The sequence below is a fragment of the Paraburkholderia sp. BR10923 genome (genome assembly GCF_040948765.1).
GTDB lineage: Bacteria > Pseudomonadota > Gammaproteobacteria > Burkholderiales > Burkholderiaceae > Paraburkholderia > Paraburkholderia youngii.
On sequence record NZ_JBFPKO010000005.1, the window covers coordinates 357516 to 380424 of the forward strand.

Sequence of the window (22909 nt, forward strand, 5' to 3'; positions counted from 1 at the left end):
TTCTTTTAGACACAGCGGGCGATTTTTCGATTATCTGTAAGTGGCGTGCCCTCTTCTCTGTCTACACCAGCAACCGATTGCAGTCCGGTCAGCGACCCAACGGCGGAGTTCTCCAATGCATCGACCGAATGACGATTTACCGACCGTCGCACGGCGTCTCACGGCGGGCAAGAAACTGCTCGACGGCATCGCTGCGGCCGAGGTCGCGAAACAGATGGGAATGGCAAAGACCACCGTCGAACGATATCGCAAGCTGTTGGAGCAAGGTGGGCTCGACGCGCTCAGAAACATGAGCGTCGGCGGCCGCCATTCCGCGCTCGCGGTGGCGGATCTGGACTGGTTGGCCGAGGCGCTGAGGGCCTCGCCGCGGGACTATGGCTTCGACTCCGATGGCTGGAGCAATGCGCGCATGCGCGAGTTGATAAGCCGCCAGTTCGGCATTTCTTACTCGCGGGTCTATGTATGGCAACTGGCCACTAGACTTGGCGTGTCTTACCGGCTCGGCCGAAATGCACACTGAAACGGCGGCCGCACCCAGCTAACGCACGCGCGTGCGCATCGGCTCAGGCGCTTTCCCGGATCTTTGGCAGAAACTGCGGCGCGAGTTCGACCTGCGACCATTGGAACGGCAACGCGCCGCGGCTGCGGCGCACCTCGTCCACATGGAACCGCACGAGCCGCTGCGCGCCGGCAAATGCCGCGAGTTCGTCGCCGTCCCAGATGATCTCCGCTCGCACCGCCAGATAAAGCAGATCGCCGGTTGCGAAGTCGATGACCAGCAGGCCCGCGCGCGGATCGTGCACGAGGTTGCCGATCGTGTTGAAGAAGCGGTTGCCGCTGTAGTCGGGCGTGGTCAGCGTAGTAGCGTCGTCCACGCGCACGAAGCCCGGTGCGCCGCCGCGATGCGAAACGTCGACCCCCTTCCCCACCCCCGCTTCCTCGCTCAGATTCGCACTGGCGATAAAGAACGTGTCCGCGCTCGCGAGCAATTCGCGGTCGGCACTGCCCAGCCGCTCGGCGATCTCGGGCTGCGCGCGCGTCGCGGCCAAGTCCCGCTCGATGAAAGACGGCGTACGGCTCTGGATGTACTTCGGGCAATTGCCGAAACTCTGCATGACTTCGAACTGCAACGTGTCGCCTTGCACGGACCGTACGACACCATTCACCCGATTGCGGCGCCGCGTGCGCGGCTCGATGCCCAGCGCACCGAGCTGCGCGCCTTCGCGCCACGCCGCGGCGAGCGGGTCGCCCGGCAATGCGCCGCCTTCGATGCGCAGCGTGCGCGCATCCGGTGACGTGACGAAGCCCGGCGAACTCGCGCGTAGCGTCGCCCACGGCTGACCGCTCGCATCGACGCCGCCGATCACGAGGAACGGCTGCGCGGCAAAGAACTCGCGATGCTGCTCCGGCATGAAACGGCGAATGCCCCGACGCCCCATCGACTCCGCCACGTCACGCACACCCGCGCGCTGCTGCGCATCCTGCTCGCCGGCATGAAACGGCGACACGTCGGCTCCCCAGTTATTGAGCGGAACGAACTCGGACATGATCTGACTCCCTTGCAAGATCTGAAGCGGCTCCAAACGCGTATCACGCCGCCAGCAAACCCGCCTTCGTCGACGGCATCGCGATGAAACGCGGCAATGCTTCCACTCGATCCAGCCACGCACGAATGTTCGGATACGGCTGCAACGACACACCGCCCTCGGGTGCGTGAGCGATATACGTGTGCGCAGCGATATCGGCGATCGTCACGTGTGTGCCAGCCACGAACGGCTTGCCGGCAAGCTCCGCGTCGATCACGTCGAACAGCTTGACGGCGATCTGCTTCGCACGCTCGTGGTCGAGCGGCGCGCCGAATACGGTAACGAGCCGCGCCGCGCACGGCCCGTATGCGATCTGGCCCGCCGCGAGCGACAGCCAGCGCTGCACCGCCGCGGCGCCGAGCGGATCGTCCGGCAGCCACGACGAATCACCATAGCGCTTCGCCAGATAGACGAGAATCGCGTTCGAATCGAACAGCGTCAGCTCGCCGTCCTGAATCGTCGGCACCTGACCGAACGGGTTTAGCGCGAGGTACTCGGGCTTGCGGTTCTCGCCCGCCTTCATGTCCAGCTCGACCACCTCGAACGGCAGATCGAGCAGCGACAGAAACAGCTTCACGCGATGACCGTGGCCTGACAGCCGTGTCGTATAGAGCTTGATAGGCTGGGCGGGTCGGGTGGCGGACATGGAGGTCTCCGGACAGGTTGAATGACACGCCCAGCATAGGGCGTAGGCACTGTCGCGCGGAAGCCCGATAATCCGGGAAACACAGTCAAGCGAGAATGGACAATCGATCATGGCCGATGTGCGCAACGTCAACCTGAACCGCCTCGCGATCTTCGTCGCGGTCATCGACGCGGGCTCGCTGAGCGCCGCCGCGACTCGGCTCGGACTCGCGAAGACGATGGTCAGCACGCACGTGCAGCGGCTCGAGGCGGAGGTCGGCGCGAGCCTGCTGGTGCGCACCACGCGGCGGCTCGGCGTCACCGAGGCGGGCCGCACGTTCTACGAGGCGAGCGTGAAAATTCTGCGCGCCACCGAGGATGCGCTGAACGCACTCGGCGGAGAAACCTCGCCGGTGCGCGGCACGCTGCGCGTCAGCGCGCCGAACGACTACGGCGCGCTCGTCGTCACGCCCGCTCTGGTCGAATTGCGCCGCACGCACGCGCAGCTCGACGTCGAGCTTCTGAGCAGTGACCGCTACGTCGATCTGATTGCCGACGGCATCGACGTCGCGATCCGGCTTGGTCGTCTCGCGGACTCGAACTATCGCGCGGTGAAGCTCGGCAGCTTCGTCAAGTGGCTCGTCGCGAGTCCCGAGTTCCTGCGCACGTGGGGCGTGCCGAACACGCCGGCCGCGCTGGAGACGCTGCCCTATTGCGCGTTGTCGGTGCTGCCGCATCCGTTGACGCTCGATCTGCGGCACGTCGACGGTAAAACCGCGAGCGTGCGCTGCGCGTCCGCGCTGCGTGTCAACACGGCCGATGCCTGCCGGGCGGCGACGCTCGCGGGCGGCGGCATCGGTCTGCTGACGGATTTTTCGATCGCGGACGACGTCGCGGCGGGACGGTTGATCCGGCTGCTGCCCGAATGGGCAACCGCGCCGGCGAGCATCCAGGCCGTGTTTCCGCCGACGAGTCATCCGCCGGCGAAAGTCCGCGCGCTCATCGATACGCTGAAGCGAAGGCTCGGAGCGGACCGTGCGCACTAGTGCGGCAGATCCTCCTGGCGTTCCCATTCCAGCGCAACGGCGGTTAGCTTCTATCCCCGCGATCACCCGATTTGCTCTACTGCGACGGTGCGCGCCGCGCCCCGCGGCCTCGCCTGATCGTCAATGTGGAGAGCTCATGTCCGCCATTTCCCGTCCTGCTCAAGGGGTCCTCACCGTCGCGTGTCCGAGCGCGGCGGGCCAGGTTGCCGCCGTCGCCGGCTTTCTCGAACGGCATCGTTGCTATGTCGACGAACTGACCGTATTCGACGACGAACTCAGCGAGCGCTTTTTCGTGCGCTGCGTGTTTCACCACGTCGATCGCGACGACGCGCTGGAGATCGCCACGCTCAAGCAGGAATTCGCACCGATCGCCGAACGCTTCCGGATGACGTGGGCGATCCACGATCTGTCGGTCCGGCCGAAGGTCCTGATCATGGTGTCCAAACTCGAACACTGCCTCGCCGATCTGCTGTTTCGCTGGCGCATGGGCGAGCTGAAGATGGACATCGTCGGCATCGGCTCGAATCATCGCGATCTCGAACCGCTCGCGCGTCAGCACGGCCTGCCGTTCCATCATCTGCCGATTACCGCCGACACGAAGCCGCAACAGGAAGCGCAACTTCTCGAACTGTTCGAATCGTGCGGCGCCGAGCTGCTGATTCTCGCGCGCTACATGCAGATCCTGTCCGCCGAAACGAGCCGCGCGCTCGCCGGGCGCGCGATCAATATCCATCATTCGTTCCTGCCCGGGTTCAAGGGGGCGAAACCGTATCACCAGGCCCATGCGCGCGGCGTCAAGGTGATCGGCGCCACCGCCCATTTCGTTACCGACGATCTCGACGAAGGTCCGATCATCGAGCAGGGAGTCGAACCCGTCGATCACTCGTACAGCCCCGAACGGCTGCTGACGACCGGACGCGACGTCGAATGCATTACGCTCGCGCGCGCGGTGAAGGCGTTCGTCGAGCGGCGCGTGTTCATCAACGGCGAGCGCACCGTCGTGCTGAGGTAAACAGAAAACGCCGCTGAAAAGCGGCGTTTCATCAGGCTGCGCCAACGCTTGCCGGCTTACTTCACCCAGCTATCCACCCGATCCGAGTGCGCGCTGATCCAGGCGTCGGCGGCCGCGGCCGGCTTTTCGCCGTTCTGCGTGGCCAGCATCACCGCGTCGATTTCGCCCGGCTTCCATTGGAACTTCTTCAGGAACGCGACCACCGTCGGCGCTTTTTTCTCGAGTTCCGGATTCACCACGCTATCGACGTGCTCCGCTTCACCGAACACCTTCTTCGGATCGTCGAGGAATTTCAGCTTGTACTTCGCGAACATCCAGTGCGGCTTCCAGCCCGTCACGATGATCGGCTTGCTGGCCGCCTCCGAGCGCGCCAGTTCGGCGGTCATCGCGCTGCCGGAACTCGGCATCAGCTGATAGTCGAGCCCGTAGGCTTTGATCGCCTCGCTGGTTTTCTGCATCACACCCGCACCAGCGTCGATGCCGACGATGCGCGCGCCGAATTCCGTCTTCTTCGCCTGCAGATCGCCAACGCTCTTCACGTCCACGTTGTCCGGCACGATCAGCCCGATCTTCGCGTCGTTGAAGTTCGGCCCGAGGTCGACCACCTTGTCCTTGAAGTTGTTCCAGTACGCGCCGTGCGTGACCGGCAGCCACGCGGACAGCGTCGCGTCGAGATCGCCGCGCGCCACACCCTGCCACATCACGCCGGCCGCGACCGGCACCAGCTGCACCTGATAACCGAGGCGTTTTTCGATCACCTCGGCGGCCACGTTCGACGTCGCAACGCTATCGTCCCAGCCCTCCACGTAACCGATCTTGATGGTCGGCTTCGAATCGGCCGACACGCCCGCACTGACCGCCGCCAGCATCATCCCCAACGCGCTTGCCACCACTACCTTTCCGATCAGTCTCATCGACGTTCTCCCGTTGATACATTTGCCCATTGACGCGTTTGCCATCGAACCGCAGATCGCGCATTTAGAATCGCCAACCAGAATTGCCGGGTAGCGTTGTTTTGCGACATGCAGTTGTCTGCATGCGACTTCCACGCAAATCCGCGCAGTATTTGCCGTGTTCTTGTGGTGTTGTCAATCGTATTACTTGTCGACGACGAGATCGCTCAGCGGCTTGCTACAGCACAGCAGCACCATGCCCTGATCGATCTCGCGCTGACGGATACCGCCCGCGTGCTTCATCGCCACTTCGCCCGACACGAGCTTCACCTTGCAGGTGCCGCACATGCCTTGGGTGCACGACGCCGGCAGCCGCACGCCCGCCTGCTTCGCCGCTTCGAGCACATGCTGGCCGGCGCCGCATTCGATCTCGCGATGACTGCGCGTAAAGCTCACCTTGTAGCGTGTTCCGGTTTCGACCGGCGCCGCCGGCGCATCGCGCAGCGCGTCCGCGACATGCGCTTCGGTCAATTGCGCGGCCACCTCGCTGACGGTCTCGAACGAGAAGCTTTCCTCGTGATAGTGCTGGCGGTCGAAGCCGCCCTCGTCGAGCAGTTTGCGCACCGCTTGCATATACGGCGCGGGGCCGCAGGTGAAAATTTCCCGCTCCAGAAAGTCCGGTGCAATCAGCTTCAGCAGCGGCAGCGTCAGAAAGCCGGTGATGCCGGGCCAATTGGTGCGCGCGCCCACGCGCTCACAAACGAACGCTGTGCGGAAATGCGCCTGATTCGCGGCGATCAGATCGAGCTCGCGCGCGAAGATGATGTCGTCCGGCGTGCGCGCGCTATGCACGAAGACGATATCGCTGTCCTCGCCGAGTTCATGATGCGTGCGGCTCATCGACATCAGTGGCGTGATGCCCGAGCCCGCCGACAAAAACAGGAACTTGCGCGCCGGATGCCGCGCGCAGGTGAACTCACCGGCAGGCCCCAGCACGCGCACCTGCATGCCCGCATGCAGATTGTCGTGCAGCCAGTTGGACACCGGGCCGCCCGGCACGCGCTTCACGGTGATCGAAATCGTATGGGGCCGCGTGGGCGGCGACGAGATCGTATAGCAGCGATTGACCCGCTCGCCGTCGATCTCCAGCTCCAGCGTAATGAACTGCCCCGGCTCGAACACGAACGCCCGGCCGGATGGCGCGCGGAAGAAGAAACTCTTCACGTCGTGCGTTTCGCTGCGAACCTGGCAGCACTCCAGCGTGTCGTCGGAATCACTGCTCCAGCGCGCCGGCAGCGCATCCCAGAAGCGCGGCTGGGTGACGCGGCTCGGCGCGCCAGCTGGATTCTCAGAAGTCTGCTCGATGTCCGGTTGAAACATGGCCTGATCGCGCATCATGGTTGTCCCCCCGCTCGTCATTGCGGTGTTGCACTCAGCGCGCGAACGACACGACTTTCTCGTCGTGCGCTGCTCGCGGGTTCGCGTCGTAATCCGCGAGACGGCCGATATACCATTCGCAGAACTTTTCGACGAGTCCTTCGGTGAATGGCGAATACGGACCCGGCTCATACGCGCTGCTCGTCGCGCCGCGCTGCGAATATTCGACGAGCGCGCGATCCTGGTCGTTGGTCGCGCGCCACACGGCGGTCAGATTGTCGACGTCGTAATCGATGCCTTCGCGCGCGTCCTTGTGCACGAGCCATTTGGTGCGCACCAGCGTCTTGCCGGCCGACAGCGGAATCACCGAGAAACTGACGATATGGTCGCTCATGAAGTGATGCCACGAATTCGGCTGCGTCCAGAACGACAAGCCGCCGAGATCGGCCTCCTTGAAACCGCCGAGCAGTTTCTTCGAGGCGACCTTCGCGTCGAGCGTCTGCGATTCGCCGTCGCGATCGAGCGGCAGACGTTGCGTGCGAAACCCGGTGACCAGATCGGCGAGCCGCTCGATTTCCGCCGATGGCAACTGCATCGCCTCCCACTGCGCGGTGCGGCGCGCGACCGTCGCCTCGAACGCGGCCATGCCCTCCTCGTTCGCCGGCGTGCGCTGATAACCGAAGCCGTATTCGTACAGCGAGATGGTCAGCTCCGGATGGTTCGCGACGCAGTGATAGCACTCGCGATTGTTCTCCATCGTCAGCTTCCAGTTGCCCTCCTCGATGATGTCGATCGACGCGGCGATCTTGCAGCCGGCCAGATCGTGCGGCAACAGATACGGTTCCATCGCGGCGCGCATCACTGAAAAATCGGCGGGCGGCTGTTCGGCGAGACAGATGAAAATCAGTCCGGCAAGACTTTCGACATGCACCGCTTTCAGGCTATGTTTGCAGCGGTCGAACTGCTCGCCCATGTGCTCGGCGAACATCAGGTCGCCATTGAGGCTATACGTCCAGCTGTGATAAGGACAGACGATATTGCCGAGCGAGCCCTTGCCGGTATTGCACAGACGCGCGCCGCGATGGCGGCAGACGTTATGAAACGCGCGCACCTGCATATCGTCGTCGCGCACGATCAGGATCGAGTCGTCGCCGACCTCGACCGTCACGTAGTCGCCCGGTTCGGGCACATCGGGCTCGACCGCGACCTGAATCCAGTGCTGGCGGAAAATCGCGTCGATATCGAGCGCGAATATTTCCTCGCTCGTATAGAACGGCGCTTCCAGCGTGTAATTCTGCTTGCGGCGTTCGATCATTGCGCGAACGTCTGCGGAAACTTTCATTGTGTGCTCCGTTGCGTGTCACGTCTGGCGCCGCGCCAGGCCCTCCTGGTCGCATGCTGGCCCGAGCCGGAATTCAGTAATCCACCAGTTGATGCTCGCGCAAATACGCGAGGATCACTTGTGCTTTTTCGACGCAACTCCCTTCAATTACGACGCTGCCGCCGCGGCTCTCGGTCGTCGTCGCCGACAGCATGCGTGCGTGGCCCGAGCGCTTTTCGGCGGCGGCGAGCCGCACTGGTTTCGCGGTAGCGGGGCCGATGGTCCATGCGGACTGTTCGGGAGTAGTGCCGTGCGGCGCGGCGGCGCCCGGCGCGGCGGTGCGCTCGATCTTGCCTTCGCGCAGCCGCGCATATGCGTACGACGTCGCGGCGTTCGCGAGCGGATGCACGGCGATCAACGCGGGCAGCCGCACTTCGACGCGCCGTCGCAGGCCCTTCGGCATGAACTGCCGGACCTGCGCGCAACCGTCGCGCACCGCCAGATCGACGGCGGCGCCGACGAGCGGTACCGCCAGCGCATGCGCGACGCGATACGGCAACATGCCGCTATCGAAGCCGCCTTCGGCGCGCGTACCGCTCAGCACCAGATGGTAGCCACGCAAACGCGCGGCGAGTTGCGGCGCCGGATCGGCGTCCGGTGGCATGTCGAGCACTTCGACCGAATGCGCGCCGAGCGCCAGATACTCGTTCAATGCGGCGTTCGACGGATCGCCCGCATGCAGCACGTCGAGCGTCGCGCCATGCGTTCTCGCGAGCGACAGCGCCAGCGTCAACGCCGCCGCATCATTGCGGCTGTAGCGCGCGACGCCGCTGACCGGATGACGTCCGATTGAAACCAGCACGGCGATCTTCATGCGAGCACTCCTTCGGCAAGCTTGCCCGGCTGCAGCAGTGCGGCCGAGGCCGCGCGCGCGCCGCGCGCCGCGGCCGCGGCTTCGTTGAGCGCCGCGATGGTTTCCTGCGCGTCCGCGATCACGGTCAGATTCGCGCGCTTCGCGATCGGCGCGCTCGCGTCGAGATTCACCGCGATCACATGGCGGCAATCCTTGATGCCCTGCAGATGCTGAACAGCGCCGGAGATGCCGAACGCGATATACACGCTCGCCTCGACGGTCTTGCCGGTCGCGCCGATCTGCTTGTCGCGCGTGAACTTGCCGTCGTCGACGGCGACCCGGCTCGCGCCGATCGCCGCGCCGAGGTTCGTCGCGAGACGCTCGAACGCGGGTACGTCGCTCACGCCGTTGCCCGCCGATACGATGAAGTCCGCCTCTTCCAACGCGACTTGCGCCGCATCGATTTCGTCGATGCCGAGATCGCGTATTGCGCGCTGCGCGACCGGGCTATCCGCCTCCCGCTCGAAGCGCCACGCGACCCGTTCGCCCGCGCCGACGAACGGCAGCTTCGGATCGACCGCATTCGGTGCGAGCAGCACCACTTCAGGCAGCGCGCGGCTGGCGAGCGCCGTATTCGCGCGAATATAGGTGGACACGTGCGCTGCATCGATCTCGACGACGTGCGTCGCGACGCTTGCATCGGCCACCGACGCATAACGGCGGCCCAGGTCGCCGTCGCCGGTGGCGTTGTCGGGCAGAAAGACGTGGGCGGGCGCGTAGGCTGCGACGCAGGCCGCCAGCGCATTCAGCTCATCGTCCGGTGCGTAGGTGCGGCGATCGAACATCGGCAATTCGATCAGCTTATCGGCGCCGAGCGCGGCGGCATCGCCGGTGAATTCGCCGAACACGAGCAGCACGACTTCGGCTTGCAAGTCCGCGATCAGCGCGGCGGCGGCAAGCGTTTGGCGCGCATGTTCATCGAGCGCGCCCCGATCCGCGTGCGCCGCAACCAGCAGCACATGGCGCGGCGTGGCCGTCGTGCGGCGCGGCTTCGGCTGTTCGTGATGCGCGGCGTGACGCGCTTCAGCCAGCGACGCACTGCCGCCGGCATCCGCCACGCCAACGGCGCCGAGCGTGATGCGCCGGAGTCCCTGCGCGGTCACCGTGAACGGCCGGCGCGGATCGATTCGTTTGAGCGTATTCATCATCGCGTTACTCCAGCGCCGCGGCGACCAGTTCGGCCACGTCGAGTACTTCCGGGCGCGGCCCCACTACTCCTTCGAGCATCGCCGTGCAATTCGGGCAGCCGACCGCGACGATCTCCGCGCCGCTCGCGCGCGCGTCATCGATACGGATGTCGGGAATCCGCCGTTTGCCGGGGATATCGGTCAACGGTGCGCCGCCGCCACCGCCGCAGCAGCGCCCGCGCATCCCGTGTCGCTCCATCTCGACCACCTTGATGCCGATGCTCTTCAGCACACGGCGCGGCGCTTCCGTCTCACCGTTGTAACGGCCCAGATAGCACGGGTCGTGATACGTGATGTTGCGATCCGCCACGGCGGCGGCCACACGCGGCGACAGCTTGCCGCTCGCGATCAGTTCGTCGATCAGCGCCGTGTGGTGCTGCACCTGATAGAAGCCGCCGAGCGCGCGATACTCGTTGCGCAGGCTATGCAGCACATGCGGATCGGCGGTGACGATGCGTGCGAACGAGTACTTGGCGAGTGTGCCGATCAGCGTACGAGCCAGTTGCTGGAACGTCGCTTCGTCGCCGAGACGCCGCGCGGTGTCGCCGGTATCGGTTTCGACGCCGCCCAGCACCGCGTAATCGACACTCGCGCGGTTCAACACCTTGACCAGCGCGCGCAGCGTGCGCTGATAGCGCATATCGAACGCGCCTTCGCCAGCGATCAGCAGCACGTCTACGTGACGACCGGGTTGCGCCACCTGCACCTGCAGATCGACGGCCCAGTCGTAACGCGCGCCGATGTCGTAGCCGTTGCTGCTGCCGGTCTCGCGCAGATTCGCGAGTGTCGCCGGCCCCTTGCCCGGCACGCTGCCCTCGACGAGCGTCTGGTTGCGGCGCATGTCCACGATCGCGTCGACATGCTCGATCAGCATCGGGCACTCCTGCACGCAGGCGCGGCAGGTCGTGCACGACCACAGCGTGTCCGCTTCGATCAGCGTCGAAATGAGCGGCTTGCCCGGCGCGCCCCCATGCTTGCCGATCGGAATGCCCGGCGTCGGGCTGCCCGCGTATTGCGCGTCGGTGCCGCCGACCATGCCCGTCACCAGATCCTGAATCAGCTTCTTCGGGTTCAACGGCTGTCCCGCCGCGAACGCGGGGCACGCCGCTTCGCATTTGCCGCATTGCACGCAGGCATCGAAGCTCAACAACTGGTTCCAGCGGAATTCGATCGGCTTGCCGACGCCGTATTCCTTCGCGTCGAGCAACGGTGTTTTCAGCGCGGTGGGCGGCACGGCATCGCGAGCGTGACGCGCTGCGGTGGAATCGGCGAAGCGCTCCTGACGCGGATGAAACGCGAGGTGCAGCAACCCGGCCAACGCATGCTTCATCGGACCACCGCGCGCCGCGCCAAACGTCATCGTGAACGCGCCCGTCGCGATCAGCAGCGCGACGATCACCGCGAGCGCACCGGACATCGCCGTCGCAGGCAATGCGATGAACAATGCCAGACCGAGCGCGAACGAACCCAGCAGCAGCGGCAACTGATCCCAAGGTCCACGCGAGAGCCGCGCCGGCACCGTCTTCGCGCCATGCCGGCGGCGCCAGACGAACACCGTGCCGATCAGCATCGCCAGCGCGGCGACGAAGATCAGCTTGTCGAGCCACGGCGAGTAGATCGCGAAGCCGTAGTTGACGAACACGAGCGCCATCGCGAGGATCGCTCCGCCCGCCGTCGCAACGTGCGTGCGTGCGATGTACGGATCGCGCGCAACCACATGATGCAGGTCGACGAAGTAGCGTTTCGGGATCGCGAGCAGATTGGCCCAGCCGTAGGCGCCCGCGACGGTCGCGCGGCCTTCGCGCCAGTAGGCGGCGCGGCGTGCCAGCGCGAACGCGAGACCGGCCACCGACACCCACAGCAGGACGGTGATGACAAACACGGGGCTCATCGTCAGAAATCCTTGCAAAGGCGCAGCGCGTCGTAGATCGCGCCGTGAATGTTGTGCATCGAGATGCAGTCGCCGACCCGGAACAGCAGGAAGCGGCCATTGCCGAGTTGCTCGTCCAGACACGGCTGCGGTTCGGACGCGAACAGCTTGTGCACGTCCACCTGCCCGCGATTGACCGATTCAGTCTTCAGCTTCCAGTAAAGCTGATCGTTCGGCGTACTACCGTTTTCGATCACCACCTGATCGACCGCGCGTTCTTCCTGCTCCTCGGTGTACTCGTTGCGGATCACGGCGATCTTCTTGCCGTCCTCTTCGTACACCTTGTCGAGCCAGTAGTTCGGCGTATGGATCACGCCTTGCGCGTACAGACGGCGATAGAAGATCGGGAATGTGGTGCCGCCGACGTCGTCGGCAACCTTCACATCGGGCGTGACGATCTCCACGTTGCCGCCACGGCTCGCGATGAAATCCGCGACGCCCGCGCCCGCATGCGTGCTGACGCCGTCGTACACGAGCACGTTTTTGCCCGGCTCGACCTTGCCGGCCAGCACGTCCCACGAACTGACCGCGAGCCCCGCTTCGACACCCCACGCCGCGACCTGCGACGTGAACGCCGAACCGCCGGTGGCGAGCACGACGATGTCGGGCTTCTCGGCTATGATGGTCCGCTCGTCGGCGGCGACACCGAGGCGGCGGTCCACGCCGAGGCGCTTCGTCTCCATGTCGAACCAGCGCACGATGCCCGCCATCTGCTCGCGCTGTGGCGCTTTCGCCGCCAGCATGATCTGGCCGCCGACGTGATCGTTCTTCTCGAACAGCACCACGTCGTGACCGCGCGACTTCGCGACGCGCGCCGCTTCGAGCCCCGCCGGCCCCGCGCCGACCACGACGACTTTGCGCTTCGGTCCGCGCGACTTCGCGATCACGTGCGGCATCGTCGCTTCGCGTGAGGTCGCGGCGTTCTGCACGCACAGCACGTCGAGCCCGTTGTACTGACGGTCGATGCAGTAGTTCGCGCCAACGCACTGCTTGATTTCGTCCTCGCGGCCATCGCGGATCTTGATGACCATATGCGGATCGGCGATCTGTGCGCGCGTCATGCCGACCAGATCGACCATGCCGCTCGCGAGCAGCCGCTCGGCCTGGCCCGCGTCGCGAATGCTTTGCGCGTGCATCACCGGCACCTTGACGACCTGCTTGATACCGGCCGCCAGATGCACGAACGGCTCGGGCGGCAGCGCCATCGGCGGCATGCAGTTGGCGAGCGTGTTGTGGGTGTCCGCGCCGGAACCGATCACGCCGAGATAATCGATCAGACCGCTCTCGCTCATCGCCTGGGCGATTTCCTTCAGTTGTTCGTGATCGAGCCCGTCTTCATGAAATTCGTCGCCGCACATGCGCAGGCCGACGCAGAAGTCGGCGCCCACCGCCGCGCGCACCGCCTGCAACACTTCGACGCCGAAACGCAGGCGGTTTTCGAGCGAGCCGCCCCATTCGTCGGTACGGAAGTTGGTACGCGGGCTCCAGAACTGATCGATCAGATGCTGGTGCGCGGCCGAGATTTCGATGCCGTCCATGCCCGCATCCTTCACGCGCTTGGCGGCCGCCGCGAAGTCGCCGATGATGCGGCGAATCTCCTCGACCTCGATGATCTTCGCGTTGCCGCGATGCACCGGTTCGCGCACTCCCGACGGCGACATCAGATGCGGCCAGTGCTCGCCGTGAAACGCCGAGCGGCGTCCCATGTGAGTGGCCTGAATCATGATCTTCGCGCCATGCGCGTGCATCGCTTCGGCGAGCCGCGCGAGCGGATCGACGATCCTGTCGGTGGCAAGATTCACCGACTTCCACCAGCCTTGCGGGCTGTCGATCGACACCGGGCTCGACCCGCCGCACACGGCGAGTCCGACGCCGCCCTTGGCCTTTTCCTCGTAGTAGCGGATATAACGGTCGCCGGGCAGGCCGCCCGGCTCCGCGTAGACCTCCGCGTGCGCGGTACTGACGATGCGGTTGCGCAGCGTCAGCTTGTTCAACGTGAGCGGCTTGAAAAGGTTCGGGTAACGCATCGCGATCGACCTCGGAATGCTCGGATTAGATTGACGCCAGCGGCGACACTTCGAATACGCAGTACTCGTGTCCCTCCGCCGCGCAGCTTGCTTCTTTCGATTGCGACGGCGGGCCCTTGCGCGCGCCGTCGGGCGCGGTGTCGTTGACCCAGTCCATCGCGCCCGCGAACCAGCCGGCGAACATGTAGCAAAGCTTGCCGGTCTTGCCCGGTTGCGCGAGCACGAACGACGAGTGCCGTAGTTCGATCCGCGCATGCGAGCTCGCCGGATCGGCCTCGATGATCCTGAACAGGCCCCAGCCGCGCTGCGACAGACGGTTCAGGTAGTGCTCGAATACCGCCATGCCGGTGAGGCCATGCTGTTTCGCTTCCTTCTCGCACCAGAAATAGGCGGACTTGTAGCCGGCCTTGTAGAGAATCTCGGCGTACGTGTCGCGGCCGAGCGCTTCCTCGACGGCGACGTGGTTGTTGGTGAAGAAATGACGCGGCACGTAGAGCATCGGCAGCGCGTCGGTGGTCCAGACGCCGGTGTCCGGATTCACATCGATGGGCAGTTGAGGTTGCATGTGGGAACTCCGTTTTTATCCGCTGTAAGAAGGCTCACACCTTCCAGACTTCGCCGAACACCCGTACCCAGTTCTCGCCCATGATCTTGCGGATGCGCGTCTCGCTCCAGCCGGCGCGTTCCATCGCGGCGGTGAGGTTCGGAAACTCGCCGATCGTGCGAATGCCTTCGGGATTCACGACCTTGCCGAAGTTCGTCAACTGGCGATAACGGCCCTTGTCGTGCGTGATCCAGTCGAAGAACTCGGTGCTGTAGCCCTGTGTGAAATCGGTGCCGATTCCCACCTGGTCCTCGCCGATCACGTTCACCACGTACTCGATCGCCTCGAGGTAATCTTCGACGGTCGCATCGGGGCCGCGCTTCAGGAACGGCGCGAACATCGTCACGCCGACGAAGCCGCCCGCATCGGCGATCTCCTTCAGCTGCTCGTCGGTCTTGTTGCGCGGATGCTCCTTGAGGCCCGACGGGCAGCAATGCGAATAGCAGACCGGTTTGTTCGACGCCGCGATCGCCTCCGACGAAGTCTTGCCGCCCACATGCGACAGATCGACCATGATGCCGACGCGGTTCATCTCCTGAATCACTTCGCGCCCGTAACCCGAGAGACCGCCGTCGCGCTCGTAGCAGCCGGTGCCGACGAGGTTCTGCGTGTTGTAGCAAAGCTGCACCACGTTGACGCCGAGATCCTTGAATGCCTCGATGTAGCCGAGGTTGTCCTCGAACGCATGCGCGTTCTGGAAGCCGAAGATGATGCCGGTCTTGTTCTCTTTCTTCGCGCGGTAAATGTCTTCGGTGGTGCGCACCAGCGTGAGAATCTCGCTGTATTCGCGGATCTGCTGCTTCATTTCGGCGATGTTGTCGACGGTCTTCTGAAAGCTTTCCCAGACCGACACCGTGCAGTTCACGGCGGTGACGCCGCCCTTGCGCATGTCCTCGAACACCGAGCGCTCGAACTTGGAAATGTTCAGCCCGTCGATGATGATGCTGTTCTCGTGCAGTTGACTCATCGTTTGCTCCACGCGTATTCAGTAGATGGGAAAACGGTCGCACAGCGCGAAAATTTCGCGGCGCACGCGTTGTTCGGTTGCGGCGTCGCCCTCGGGGGACGCACGCAGCGCATCGAGCACCTCGACGATCAGACGCCCGACCTCGCGAAACTCACTGACGCCGAAGCCGCGCGTCGTGCCCGCCGGCGTGCCGAGACGAATGCCGGAGGTGACGGTCGGCTTCTCCGTATCGAACGGAATGCCGTTCTTGTTGCAGGTGATGCCCGCGCGCTCCAGCGCCTGCTCGACCTGATTGCCCTTGAGCCCCTTCGGCCGCAGATCCACCAGCAGCAGATGGTTGTCGGTGCCGCCTGTCACCAGATCGACGCCGCCCGCTTTCAGCACTTCACCGAGCGCCTGCGCGTTCGCGAGCACGCTGTCGATATAGGTTTTGAAGCCCGGCTGCAACGCCTCGCCGAACGCGACCGCCTTGCCGGCGATCACGTGCATCAGCGGGCCGCCCTGCAAGCCTGGGAACACGGCGGAGTTGATCTTCTTCGCGATCTCTTCGTCGTTGGTCAGCACGAAGCCGCCGCGCGGACCGCGCAGGGTCTTGTGGGTGGTCGACGTGACAACGTGTGCATGCGGAACCGGATTGTCATGACGGCCGGCCGCGATCACGCCCGCGATATGCGCCATGTCCACCATGAGCTTCGCACCGACGCCATCGGCGATCGCGCGCAGCCGCGTGAAGTCGAGCGCGCGCGGATAGGCGGAGAAACCGGCGATCAGCAGCGTGGGCTTGTGCTGCTCAGCCAGTTCTTCGATCTGGTCGTAGTCGATCAGCATCGTGTCGCGCCGCACGCCGTACTGCACCGCGTTGAACCACTTGCCCGACAACGCGGGCTTCGCGCCGTGCGTCAGATGCCCGCCCGCGTCGAGCGACATGCCGAGCACCGTATCGCCCGGCTTCGTCAGTGCGAGCATCACCGCGCCGTTCGCCTGCGCGCCGGAATGCGGCTGCACGTTGGCGAACTTCGCGTCGAACAGTCGCTTGATACGATCGAGCGCGAGCGTCTCGATCTCGTCGACGTATTCGCAACCGCCGTAGTAGCGCTTGCCCGGATACCCTTCCGCGTATTTGTTGGTCAGCACCGAGCCCTGCGCGTCGAGTACGGCGCGCGACACGATGTTTTCCGACGCGATCAGCTCGACTTGCGACTGCTGACGCTCGAGCTCTTTCAGAATGGCGCCGCGCACCGCCGGATCGCGCGCCGGCAGCGAGTCTTCGAAGAAGGGATTCGGGTTCGACATGGAAGGTCCGTAAGAACGTTGACGGGAGGCTGTTGCGGGTTGCCGACGGATCGCGCCGCCGCTTTGCCTTGGATCTATTCTTGACGGTCGGCCCGCGCGTCGATTTACGAATTCAGACGCGTTCTTTGCCTTTTCCGCCATGCGCGTCCTTTTTCGACAAGTCGGCGCAGTCCGCCTGCGTGGGGCTGCACTACAAGGCAGTCTTACTGCGCCGTTCGGGTGCGCCGTACCGCCGTCGCGGCGCCGTTCTGGTGCCGCGTGGAAGCGATTTCATCAGTGGGTTGCCTAGCCATTCCACGCTTTGTGCGCAGCATCCAAGGGTTTAGCCTGATGGCACGGTAGTTGCCCTGATATTCAGAATTGAGATAGTCGCCTTCCCCACGGCGACGCGACATTCAAATCAGGATTTCCGTTCCCATGTCCACCGATCGCACGGCATCGTTGTCGCATTTCGCATTCATGCCGGTTCCGAACTTCACGATGATCGCGTTCACCAACGCGATCGAAGTGCTACGCATGGCGAACTACCTGACGGGCCAGACGCTTTACCGCTGGTCGATCGTGAGTCCCGCCGGCGGCCCGGTCATGGCGAGCAACGGGCTTTCTGTCGATACGGGTTCGGTCGAATGCGTCGGGCAACCCGATATCGTGTTCGTGGTCGGCGGCATCGACGTGCAGCGCTCGACTACCGCCGAGCATCTGTCCGCGCTGCGCCGTTTCGCGCGCATGGGCTGCATGCTGGGCAGTCTGTGCACGGGCACCTATGCGCTCGCGCGCGCCGGTCTGCTGGCCGGTTATGCGTGCGCGATTCATTGGGAAAACATGTCGGCGCTGAAGGAGGAGTTTCCCGACACGCGCTTTCTGAAAGAGCTGTTCGTGATCGATCGGGATCGGGTGACCTGCACCGGCGGCGTCGCGCCGCTCGACATGATGCTGAACCTGATTTCGCCACGCGTCGGTACCGCGCGCGTCACGCAGATCGCCGAGCAGTTCATCGTCGAACACGTGCGCGACACCAGCGCGCAGCAGAAGATGCCGCTGGTCGCGCGGCTCGGCTCGGCCAACAAGTCGCTGTTCGAAGTGATCTCGCTGATGGAGAACAACATCGAGGAGCCGCTGTCGCGCGAGGAACTGGCGCGGCTCGCCGGCATGTCGCAACGGCAGTTGCAGCGGCTGTTCCGCGAGCACCTGGGCATGACGCCGACGCATTACTACCTGACGCTGCGCCTGCGGCGCGCACGCGAGCTGCTGTTGCAGACCGACATGTCGATCATGCACATCACGATGGCGTGCGGCTTCCAGTCGGCCTGCCACTTTTCGAAGAGCTATCGCGATGCGTTCGGCACCGCGCCGACCCGCGAGCGCCGCAGCCAGGCGCCTTCGCTGTCCCATGCGCCAGTGCTGGCGGCTTGATCAATGAAGATACGCGCTGAACGGCGTACCCGTTTAGCGCGTGCGTAAGACAACGCGCTGCGTGGACCGGCAGCCCACCCAGCGCTTCGGCGACACTCTGGCGGCTGGCGAACCTCAAGCCGCCTTCAAAAGCCCATGCGGGTCGATCACAAACTTCTTCGGCGCGCCGCCGTCGAATTGCCGATAGCCCTCGGGCGCATCGTCGAGCGATACCACCGTCACGTTGACGATATCGGCGATCGGCAAACGATCCCACAGGATCGCCTGCATCAGATTGCGGTTGTACTTCATGACCGGCGTCTGCCCGGTGTGGAACGAATGCGACTTGGCCCAGCCCAGGCCGAAACGCAAACTGAGGCTGCCCTTGCGTGCGGCGGCGTCGGCCGAGCCCGGATCGTCGGTCACGTAGAGGCCGGGAATGCCGATCGCGCCGGCCGCGCGGGTGATTTCCATCAGCGAATTGAGCACCGTGGCCGGGGCTTCCTCGTGTGAGCCGCTGCTGCCGTGACCGTGCGCTTCGAAGCCGACGCAGTCCACCGCGCAATCCACTTCGGGCTTGCCGAGGATCTGCTCGATCTGTTCGCCGAGCGTCGCGTCCTTCGACAGATCGATGGTCTGGAAGCCCATCTTGCGCGCGTGCGCGAGGCGCGCCTCGTTCATGTCGCCGACGATCGTGCAGGCCGCCCCCAGCAGGCGCGCCGACGCGGCCGCCGCCATGCCGACCGGTCCCGCGCCCGCGATATAGGCTGTCGCGCCGGGCTTCACGCCGGCCATCACCGCGCCGTGATAGCCGGTCGGCAGAATGTCGGACAGGCAGGTCAGGTCGCGGATCTTCGCCATCGCCTGCGCCGGGTCCGGGAATTTCAGCAGATTGAAGTCCGCATACGGCACGAGTACGTATTCGGCCTGGCCGCCAATCCATCCGCCCATGTCGACATAGCCATACGCGCCGCCCGCGCGCGACGGATTGACGTTCAGGCACACGCCGGTATGCTGTGCCTTGCAGGTCGGGCAGCGTCCGCAGGCCACGTTGAACGGCACCGACACCAGATCGCCGACGCTCAGCGTTTCGACGTCGCGCCCTACCTCGATCACTTCGCCGGTAATCTCGTGCCCGAGCACGAGGCCGACCTCGGCGGTGGTGCGGCCACGCACCATGTGCTGATCGGAGCCGCAGATATTCGTGCTCACCACCTTCAGGATTACGCCATGGCCGATCGAACGGCCGCGTGGATCGACCATCTTCGGATAGTCGATCGACTGCACTTCGACCTTGCCCTGCCCCAGATACACGACGCCGCGATTGCTGCTCATTGTCTCGTCTCCATGTTCGTGAGCGGCGCGCCCGCACGCTGCATGGCGCGCCGTTCCACCAGCGTAGCGGCCGCTCGCAGCGGCACCTGTGCCGAACCCGACACGCGTTTGGCCACAACCGACAACGCCGGCATCGCTCGCGCTGCGGGCCCACAACTTTTTCTTTACCCCCGCGCAACATATCCTCGTTTGCCAGCGTTTCGCAAAAGCCCGATAGTGCTGCGTCAGCCGAATCGCCGATCCGCCGACTCACACTCCCCGACCGAGGACCCGTTTGCAATGAAGACCCGAGCGCTCAAACTGATAACAACCGCGACGTTCGCGCTGTTCGCGCTGTCCGCGATCTCACCCGCCGGTCGCGCGGCCGAGCCCGCCGCCGCGCAACGCCAATCCACCGTCGATGCGGCGATCCGGCCGCTGATGGCGAAGTACCATATCGCCGGCATGGCGGTTGGCGTGATCGACGACGGCAAGCCCTACGTGTACAACTACGGCGTCGCATCGACGCAAACCGGCAAGCCGGTCACACGCGACACGCTGTTCGAACTCGGCTCGGTCAGCAAGACCTTCACGGCGACGCTCGCGTCGTATGCGCAGCTCGACGGCAAGCTGTCGTTGGCGGACGGCACGGAGCGCTATCTGCCGACGCTGCGTGGCCGGCCGTTCGGCAAAGTGAGCCTGCTGAACCTCGGCACGCACACGCCCGGCGGTCTGCCGCTCCAGGTGCCCGACGAAATCCATAACGACACGCAATTGCTGCAGTACTTCCACGACTGGCAGCCCACTCATCCGCCCGGCACGTTCCGCACCTACTCCAATCCCAGCATCGGCACCCTGGGCCTGATCACCGCGAAAAGCATGGGGCAGGACTTCACAGTGCTAATGCAGCAACGCGTGTTTCCGGCGCTCGGCATGAAGAGCACCTACATCGACGTCCCAGCGGCAAAGATGCCGGACTACGCGCAGGGCTATGCCAAAGATGGTGCGCCCGTCCGCCTGACGGGCGGCGTGATTGCCGCCGAAGCGTACGGGGTGAAGTCGACCGCCGCCGATATGCTGCGTTACGTGCAGGCGAACATGAACCTGCTTCCGCTCGACAGCCAGCTCCAGCGTGCGATCACGGACACGCATACCGGCTATTTCCAGGCGGGCGTGTTGACCCAGGATCTGATCTGGGAGCAGTACCCGTATCCAGTCGCGCTGCCGACCTTGCTGGCCGGCAATTCGGCGGAAATGGTCCTCGACGGCAAGCCGGCGACCGAAATCAAACCACCGCTGCAGCCGCAGCAGAATGTCTGGATCAACAAGACCGGTTCGACCAATGGCTTCGGCGCGTATGTCGCCTTCGTGCCGCAAAAGCGCATCGGCATCGTGCTGCTCGCCAACCGTAATTTCCCGAACGAGGCGCGCGTGAGCGCCGCGCATCAGATCCTCACGGCGCTGGATGGCGGCGAGCATTGATGGATTGAGTACGACGGGACGGGGTACGGTCGCGTGCGGCGCGCTCCGTCCCGTGACTTTCATTCCCGCACAGCGGTCAACGCGCTGCGCGCATCGGCTTCGACCGCTTCGGACATGAGTGTTTCCAGCGCCATGCCACGCGTTTCGATCCCGAGTATCCACACCGCCGCCGCGGCGACCACGAAGCACATCGCGCCCAGCGAGAACACACCGCCCTGTCCGAAGACCGGCAGCACGACGCCCACGACATAAGGACCGATGAGCGAGCCGACCCGGCCGACCGCGGACGCGAAGCCCGATCCGGTCGCCCGCGCGCCGGTGCCGTAAAGCTCGGGGGTGTACGTGTACAGCACCGCCCACATCGAGAACATGAAGAACTGCATCGCGAGTCCGGCACAGATCAGCAGCCCCGGCGTCTGCACATGGAGCGCCGTTTGCCCGTAGACGTACGCCATCACCGCGCTGCCCGCGAGCGACGCGATACAGGTCGGCTTGCGGCCCCAGCGCTCTACGAGCCACGCCGCGCAGATGAAGCCGGGCACGCCGCCCAGGGAAATCAGCACCGTGTACAGCACGGACTTCGTCACCGCGAAGCCAGCCTGCTGCATCAACGCGCCGAGCCACGACGTCAGCCCATAAAAGCCGAGCAATGCGAAGAACCACAGCGTCCAGACCATGATCGTGCGACGCCGGTACGCCAGGCTCCAGATTTCGCGTAACGCGCCAGTGCCCTTCGCCGCCGCGGGTTCCGCCAGCATCACCGGTGCTGGCAACTGGCTCACGTTCGCCGAGCGCATCACCTTGGCCTCGATGCCGGCGAGAATACGATCGGCTTCCTCATGACGGCCACGATGTTCGAGCCAACGCGGCGACTCGGGCACCACACGGCGGACGATCAGCACGAACACCGCCGGAATCGCGAGCAGCGCGAACTCGCTGCGCCAGCCGAAGTTCGGCAGCACGAAATACGACACCACGCCCGACGTGATGAAGCCGAGCGGCCAGAAACCATCCATCAGCGCAATCAGGCGGCCGCGCGATGGGGCGGGCACGAACTCCGACAGCAAGGTCTGCGCGATCGGAAACTCCATCCCCATACCGACGCCGAGCAGCACGCGATACAGGATCAGCACATCGACGCTCTGCGCGGTCGAACACAGATACGACGCCAGCCCCCACAGCACCATGCTCCATTGAAACACGGGCCGGCGTCCGAAGCGATCCGCCAGCAGACCCGCCACGGCCGCGCCGAGCACCATGCCGAAGAAACTCGCACTGGCGACGAGCCCCGTCGTCGCGGTCGACAGATGGAACTCGTTCTTGATCGAACCGAGCACGAAGGTCATCGTGGCGAGGTCGACCGAATCGAAGAAGAACGCGATCGCGACGATGATGAAGAGGGTTCGGTGATAGCGGGAGAACGGCAAGCGTTCGAGCCGGGCGGCTGCGCTGGCGCGAAGCGGGAAAGCAGTGGACATGTGATCCCCTCGTGGATACGGCGGTTGACGCGGTGACTTCCGCGTGGATGGGGCAAACTGTGTCCTCAGTAGATGCCGACATAAATCGGCCACATAGAAGAAATGCGTCGTCGGGATGGAACAGAGGCGTCGTGACGCGTCCGCCATGCCGCCAGGTTTCGGCGCTACGTGCGCAGCCGCGCATGCGCGGCGGTGGCGATCCGCGCAAGCGCCTCTGCGCTCAGACGGGCCGCGACTTTTTCGACGTACGCGTGATGCCGCGCTTCGAGCGGCGCACCGAGTTGCCGTGCGAGCAGATAACGGATCAGCGCGATGCGGCGGTGGCGCAGCGCGATGCTTTGATCGAGCAGCGCGAGCGCGGCACTGGCATCGTGCTCATCGCACGCGCGCGCGGTGAGACGCGCGGTGGCGACCCGGGTCGACGTCATGGCGGAAGACGGGGAAGAAGAGACGGAAAAAACGG

Annotated in this window: 19 protein-coding genes and 1 pseudogene; 5 read left to right on the forward strand and 15 right to left on the reverse strand. The window is 64.7% G+C overall.

What is annotated here, in order from left to right:
- Positions 1-115 precede the first annotated feature (115 nt).
- The gene (locus tag AB3X94_RS12425; protein WP_176105912.1) at positions 116-520 is read left to right on the forward strand and encodes a helix-turn-helix domain-containing protein; all 405 of its coding nucleotides are present in this window, start codon (positions 116-118) and stop codon (positions 518-520) included.
- Between the two features lie 70 nt (positions 521-590).
- Here the strand turns inward: AB3X94_RS12425 and AB3X94_RS12430 are convergent.
- Together AB3X94_RS12430 and AB3X94_RS12435 are read right to left on the reverse strand one after the other, a co-directional pair.
- Positions 591-1547 (reverse strand): annotated as a pseudogene (locus AB3X94_RS12430) (pyridoxamine 5'-phosphate oxidase family protein); the annotation flags it as partial.
- A 43-nt stretch (positions 1548-1590) separates the two neighbouring features.
- Positions 1591-2232, reverse strand: coding sequence for a glutathione S-transferase family protein (locus tag AB3X94_RS12435; RefSeq protein WP_176105910.1), 642 nt, complete (start codon positions 2230-2232; stop codon positions 1591-1593).
- A gap of 109 nt (positions 2233-2341) precedes the next feature.
- Between AB3X94_RS12435 and AB3X94_RS12440 the strand changes: the two genes are divergently transcribed.
- On the forward strand, positions 2342-3256 hold the full coding sequence (locus tag AB3X94_RS12440; protein ID WP_368611669.1) for a LysR family transcriptional regulator: 915 nt from the start codon (positions 2342-2344) through the stop codon (positions 3254-3256).
- A 136-nt stretch (positions 3257-3392) separates the two neighbouring features.
- Positions 3393-4268, forward strand: coding sequence for a formyltetrahydrofolate deformylase (gene purU, locus AB3X94_RS12445; RefSeq protein WP_368611670.1), 876 nt, complete (start codon positions 3393-3395; stop codon positions 4266-4268).
- Positions 4269-4324: 56 nt separating this feature from the next.
- Here purU and AB3X94_RS12450 read toward each other — a convergent pair whose 3' ends face one another.
- The 10 genes from AB3X94_RS12450 to AB3X94_RS12495 form a co-directional block, all read right to left on the reverse strand.
- The gene (locus tag AB3X94_RS12450) at positions 4325-5182 is read right to left on the reverse strand and encodes a glycine betaine ABC transporter substrate-binding protein (protein ID WP_176105907.1); all 858 of its coding nucleotides are present in this window, start codon (positions 5180-5182) and stop codon (positions 4325-4327) included.
- Positions 5183-5365: 183 nt separating this feature from the next.
- Positions 5366-6559, reverse strand: coding sequence for a 2Fe-2S iron-sulfur cluster-binding protein (locus AB3X94_RS12455; protein ID WP_368611671.1), 1194 nt, complete (start codon positions 6557-6559; stop codon positions 5366-5368).
- A gap of 34 nt (positions 6560-6593) precedes the next feature.
- Positions 6594-7880, reverse strand: coding sequence for an SRPBCC family protein (locus AB3X94_RS12460; protein WP_368611672.1), 1287 nt, complete (start codon positions 7878-7880; stop codon positions 6594-6596).
- Between the two features lie 73 nt (positions 7881-7953).
- A complete protein-coding gene (locus AB3X94_RS12465) occupies positions 7954-8733 on the reverse strand; it encodes an electron transfer flavoprotein subunit beta/FixA family protein (protein ID WP_368611673.1) in 780 nt (259 codons plus the stop codon).
- Positions 8730-9917 (reverse strand): electron transfer flavoprotein subunit alpha/FixB family protein, encoded by a 1188-nt coding sequence (locus AB3X94_RS12470; RefSeq protein WP_368611712.1) that lies wholly within the window; start codon positions 9915-9917, stop codon positions 8730-8732. The genes AB3X94_RS12465 and AB3X94_RS12470 overlap by 4 nt, the downstream gene beginning before the upstream one ends.
- A 7-nt stretch (positions 9918-9924) precedes the next feature.
- Positions 9925-11850, reverse strand: a complete 1926-nt coding sequence (locus tag AB3X94_RS12475) for a (Fe-S)-binding protein (protein ID WP_368611674.1) — start codon at positions 11848-11850, stop codon at positions 9925-9927.
- Positions 11851-11852: 2 nt separating this feature from the next.
- Complete coding sequence (locus AB3X94_RS12480) at positions 11853-13916, reverse strand: FAD-dependent oxidoreductase (protein ID WP_368611675.1); 2064 nt, start codon at positions 13914-13916, stop codon at positions 11853-11855.
- Between the two features lie 25 nt (positions 13917-13941).
- The gene (locus AB3X94_RS12485) at positions 13942-14481 is read right to left on the reverse strand and encodes a DUF5943 domain-containing protein (RefSeq protein ID WP_184228574.1); all 540 of its coding nucleotides are present in this window, start codon (positions 14479-14481) and stop codon (positions 13942-13944) included.
- A gap of 34 nt (positions 14482-14515) precedes the next feature.
- Positions 14516-15487 carry a dipeptidase gene (locus AB3X94_RS12490; RefSeq protein WP_368611676.1) on the reverse strand — a complete coding sequence of 324 codons (972 nt, stop codon included), beginning with the start codon at positions 15485-15487 and terminating at the stop codon, positions 14516-14518.
- Between the two features lie 18 nt (positions 15488-15505).
- Entirely contained in the window at positions 15506-16780 is a 1275-nt protein-coding gene (locus AB3X94_RS12495; protein ID WP_368611677.1) for a serine hydroxymethyltransferase, read from the reverse strand.
- Positions 16781-17197: 417 nt separating this feature from the next.
- Here AB3X94_RS12495 and AB3X94_RS12500 point away from each other — a divergent pair, with 417 nt between their 5' ends.
- A complete protein-coding gene (locus AB3X94_RS12500; protein WP_368611678.1) occupies positions 17198-18193 on the forward strand; it encodes a GlxA family transcriptional regulator in 996 nt (331 codons plus the stop codon).
- A gap of 114 nt (positions 18194-18307) precedes the next feature.
- Here AB3X94_RS12500 and fdhA read toward each other — a convergent pair whose 3' ends face one another.
- Complete coding sequence (gene fdhA, locus AB3X94_RS12505) at positions 18308-19507, reverse strand: formaldehyde dehydrogenase, glutathione-independent (protein ID WP_176381424.1); 1200 nt, start codon at positions 19505-19507, stop codon at positions 18308-18310.
- 279 nt (positions 19508-19786) lie between these two features.
- On the opposite strand from fdhA, the gene ampC reads away from it, so the two are divergent.
- A complete protein-coding gene (ampC, locus tag AB3X94_RS12510; protein WP_368611679.1) occupies positions 19787-20968 on the forward strand; it encodes a class C beta-lactamase in 1182 nt (393 codons plus the stop codon).
- A gap of 59 nt (positions 20969-21027) precedes the next feature.
- Here ampC and AB3X94_RS12515 read toward each other — a convergent pair whose 3' ends face one another.
- Positions 21028-22446: an MFS transporter gene (locus AB3X94_RS12515; protein ID WP_368611680.1), complete on the reverse strand. Its 1419-nt coding sequence runs from the start codon at positions 22444-22446 to the stop codon at positions 21028-21030.
- 164 nt (positions 22447-22610) lie between these two features.
- Positions 22611-22874, reverse strand: coding sequence for a hypothetical protein (locus tag AB3X94_RS12520; protein WP_176105894.1), 264 nt, complete (start codon positions 22872-22874; stop codon positions 22611-22613).
- Positions 22875-22909: the final 35 nt, after the last annotated feature.

What these genes read in the sequence shown, in the direction of transcription:
- AB3X94_RS12520 (WP_176105894.1), bottom strand. Translation starts at nt 22,874, where the DNA reads ATGACGTCGACCCGGGTCGCCACCGCGCGTCTCACCGCGCGCGCGTGC.
- AB3X94_RS12470 (WP_368611712.1), bottom strand. Translation starts at nt 9,917, where the DNA reads ATGAATACGCTCAAACGAATCGATCCGCGCCGGCCGTTCACGGTGACC.
- AB3X94_RS12485 (WP_184228574.1), bottom strand. Translation starts at nt 14,481, where the DNA reads ATGCAACCTCAACTGCCCATCGATGTGAATCCGGACACCGGCGTCTGG.
- AB3X94_RS12450 (WP_176105907.1), bottom strand. Translation starts at nt 5,182, where the DNA reads ATGAGACTGATCGGAAAGGTAGTGGTGGCAAGCGCGTTGGGGATGATG.
- AB3X94_RS12465 (WP_368611673.1), bottom strand. Translation starts at nt 8,733, where the DNA reads ATGAAGATCGCCGTGCTGGTTTCAATCGGACGTCATCCGGTCAGCGGC.
- ampC (WP_368611679.1), top strand. Translation starts at nt 19,787, where the DNA reads ATGAAGACCCGAGCGCTCAAACTGATAACAACCGCGACGTTCGCGCTG.
- AB3X94_RS12475 (WP_368611674.1), bottom strand. Translation starts at nt 11,850, where the DNA reads ATGAGCCCCGTGTTTGTCATCACCGTCCTGCTGTGGGTGTCGGTGGCC.
- AB3X94_RS12515 (WP_368611680.1), bottom strand. Translation starts at nt 22,446, where the DNA reads ATGTCCACTGCTTTCCCGCTTCGCGCCAGCGCAGCCGCCCGGCTCGAA.
- purU (WP_368611670.1), top strand. Translation starts at nt 3,393, where the DNA reads ATGTCCGCCATTTCCCGTCCTGCTCAAGGGGTCCTCACCGTCGCGTGT.
- AB3X94_RS12435 (WP_176105910.1), bottom strand. Translation starts at nt 2,232, where the DNA reads ATGTCCGCCACCCGACCCGCCCAGCCTATCAAGCTCTATACGACACGG.
- fdhA (WP_176381424.1), bottom strand. Translation starts at nt 19,507, where the DNA reads ATGAGCAGCAATCGCGGCGTCGTGTATCTGGGGCAGGGCAAGGTCGAA.
- AB3X94_RS12425 (WP_176105912.1), top strand. Translation starts at nt 116, where the DNA reads ATGCATCGACCGAATGACGATTTACCGACCGTCGCACGGCGTCTCACG.
- AB3X94_RS12480 (WP_368611675.1), bottom strand. Translation starts at nt 13,916, where the DNA reads ATGCGTTACCCGAACCTTTTCAAGCCGCTCACGTTGAACAAGCTGACG.
- AB3X94_RS12455 (WP_368611671.1), bottom strand. Translation starts at nt 6,559, where the DNA reads ATGATGCGCGATCAGGCCATGTTTCAACCGGACATCGAGCAGACTTCT.
- AB3X94_RS12495 (WP_368611677.1), bottom strand. Translation starts at nt 16,780, where the DNA reads ATGTCGAACCCGAATCCCTTCTTCGAAGACTCGCTGCCGGCGCGCGAT.
- AB3X94_RS12440 (WP_368611669.1), top strand. Translation starts at nt 2,342, where the DNA reads ATGGCCGATGTGCGCAACGTCAACCTGAACCGCCTCGCGATCTTCGTC.
- AB3X94_RS12460 (WP_368611672.1), bottom strand. Translation starts at nt 7,880, where the DNA reads ATGAAAGTTTCCGCAGACGTTCGCGCAATGATCGAACGCCGCAAGCAG.
- AB3X94_RS12490 (WP_368611676.1), bottom strand. Translation starts at nt 15,487, where the DNA reads ATGAGTCAACTGCACGAGAACAGCATCATCATCGACGGGCTGAACATT.
- AB3X94_RS12500 (WP_368611678.1), top strand. Translation starts at nt 17,198, where the DNA reads ATGTCCACCGATCGCACGGCATCGTTGTCGCATTTCGCATTCATGCCG.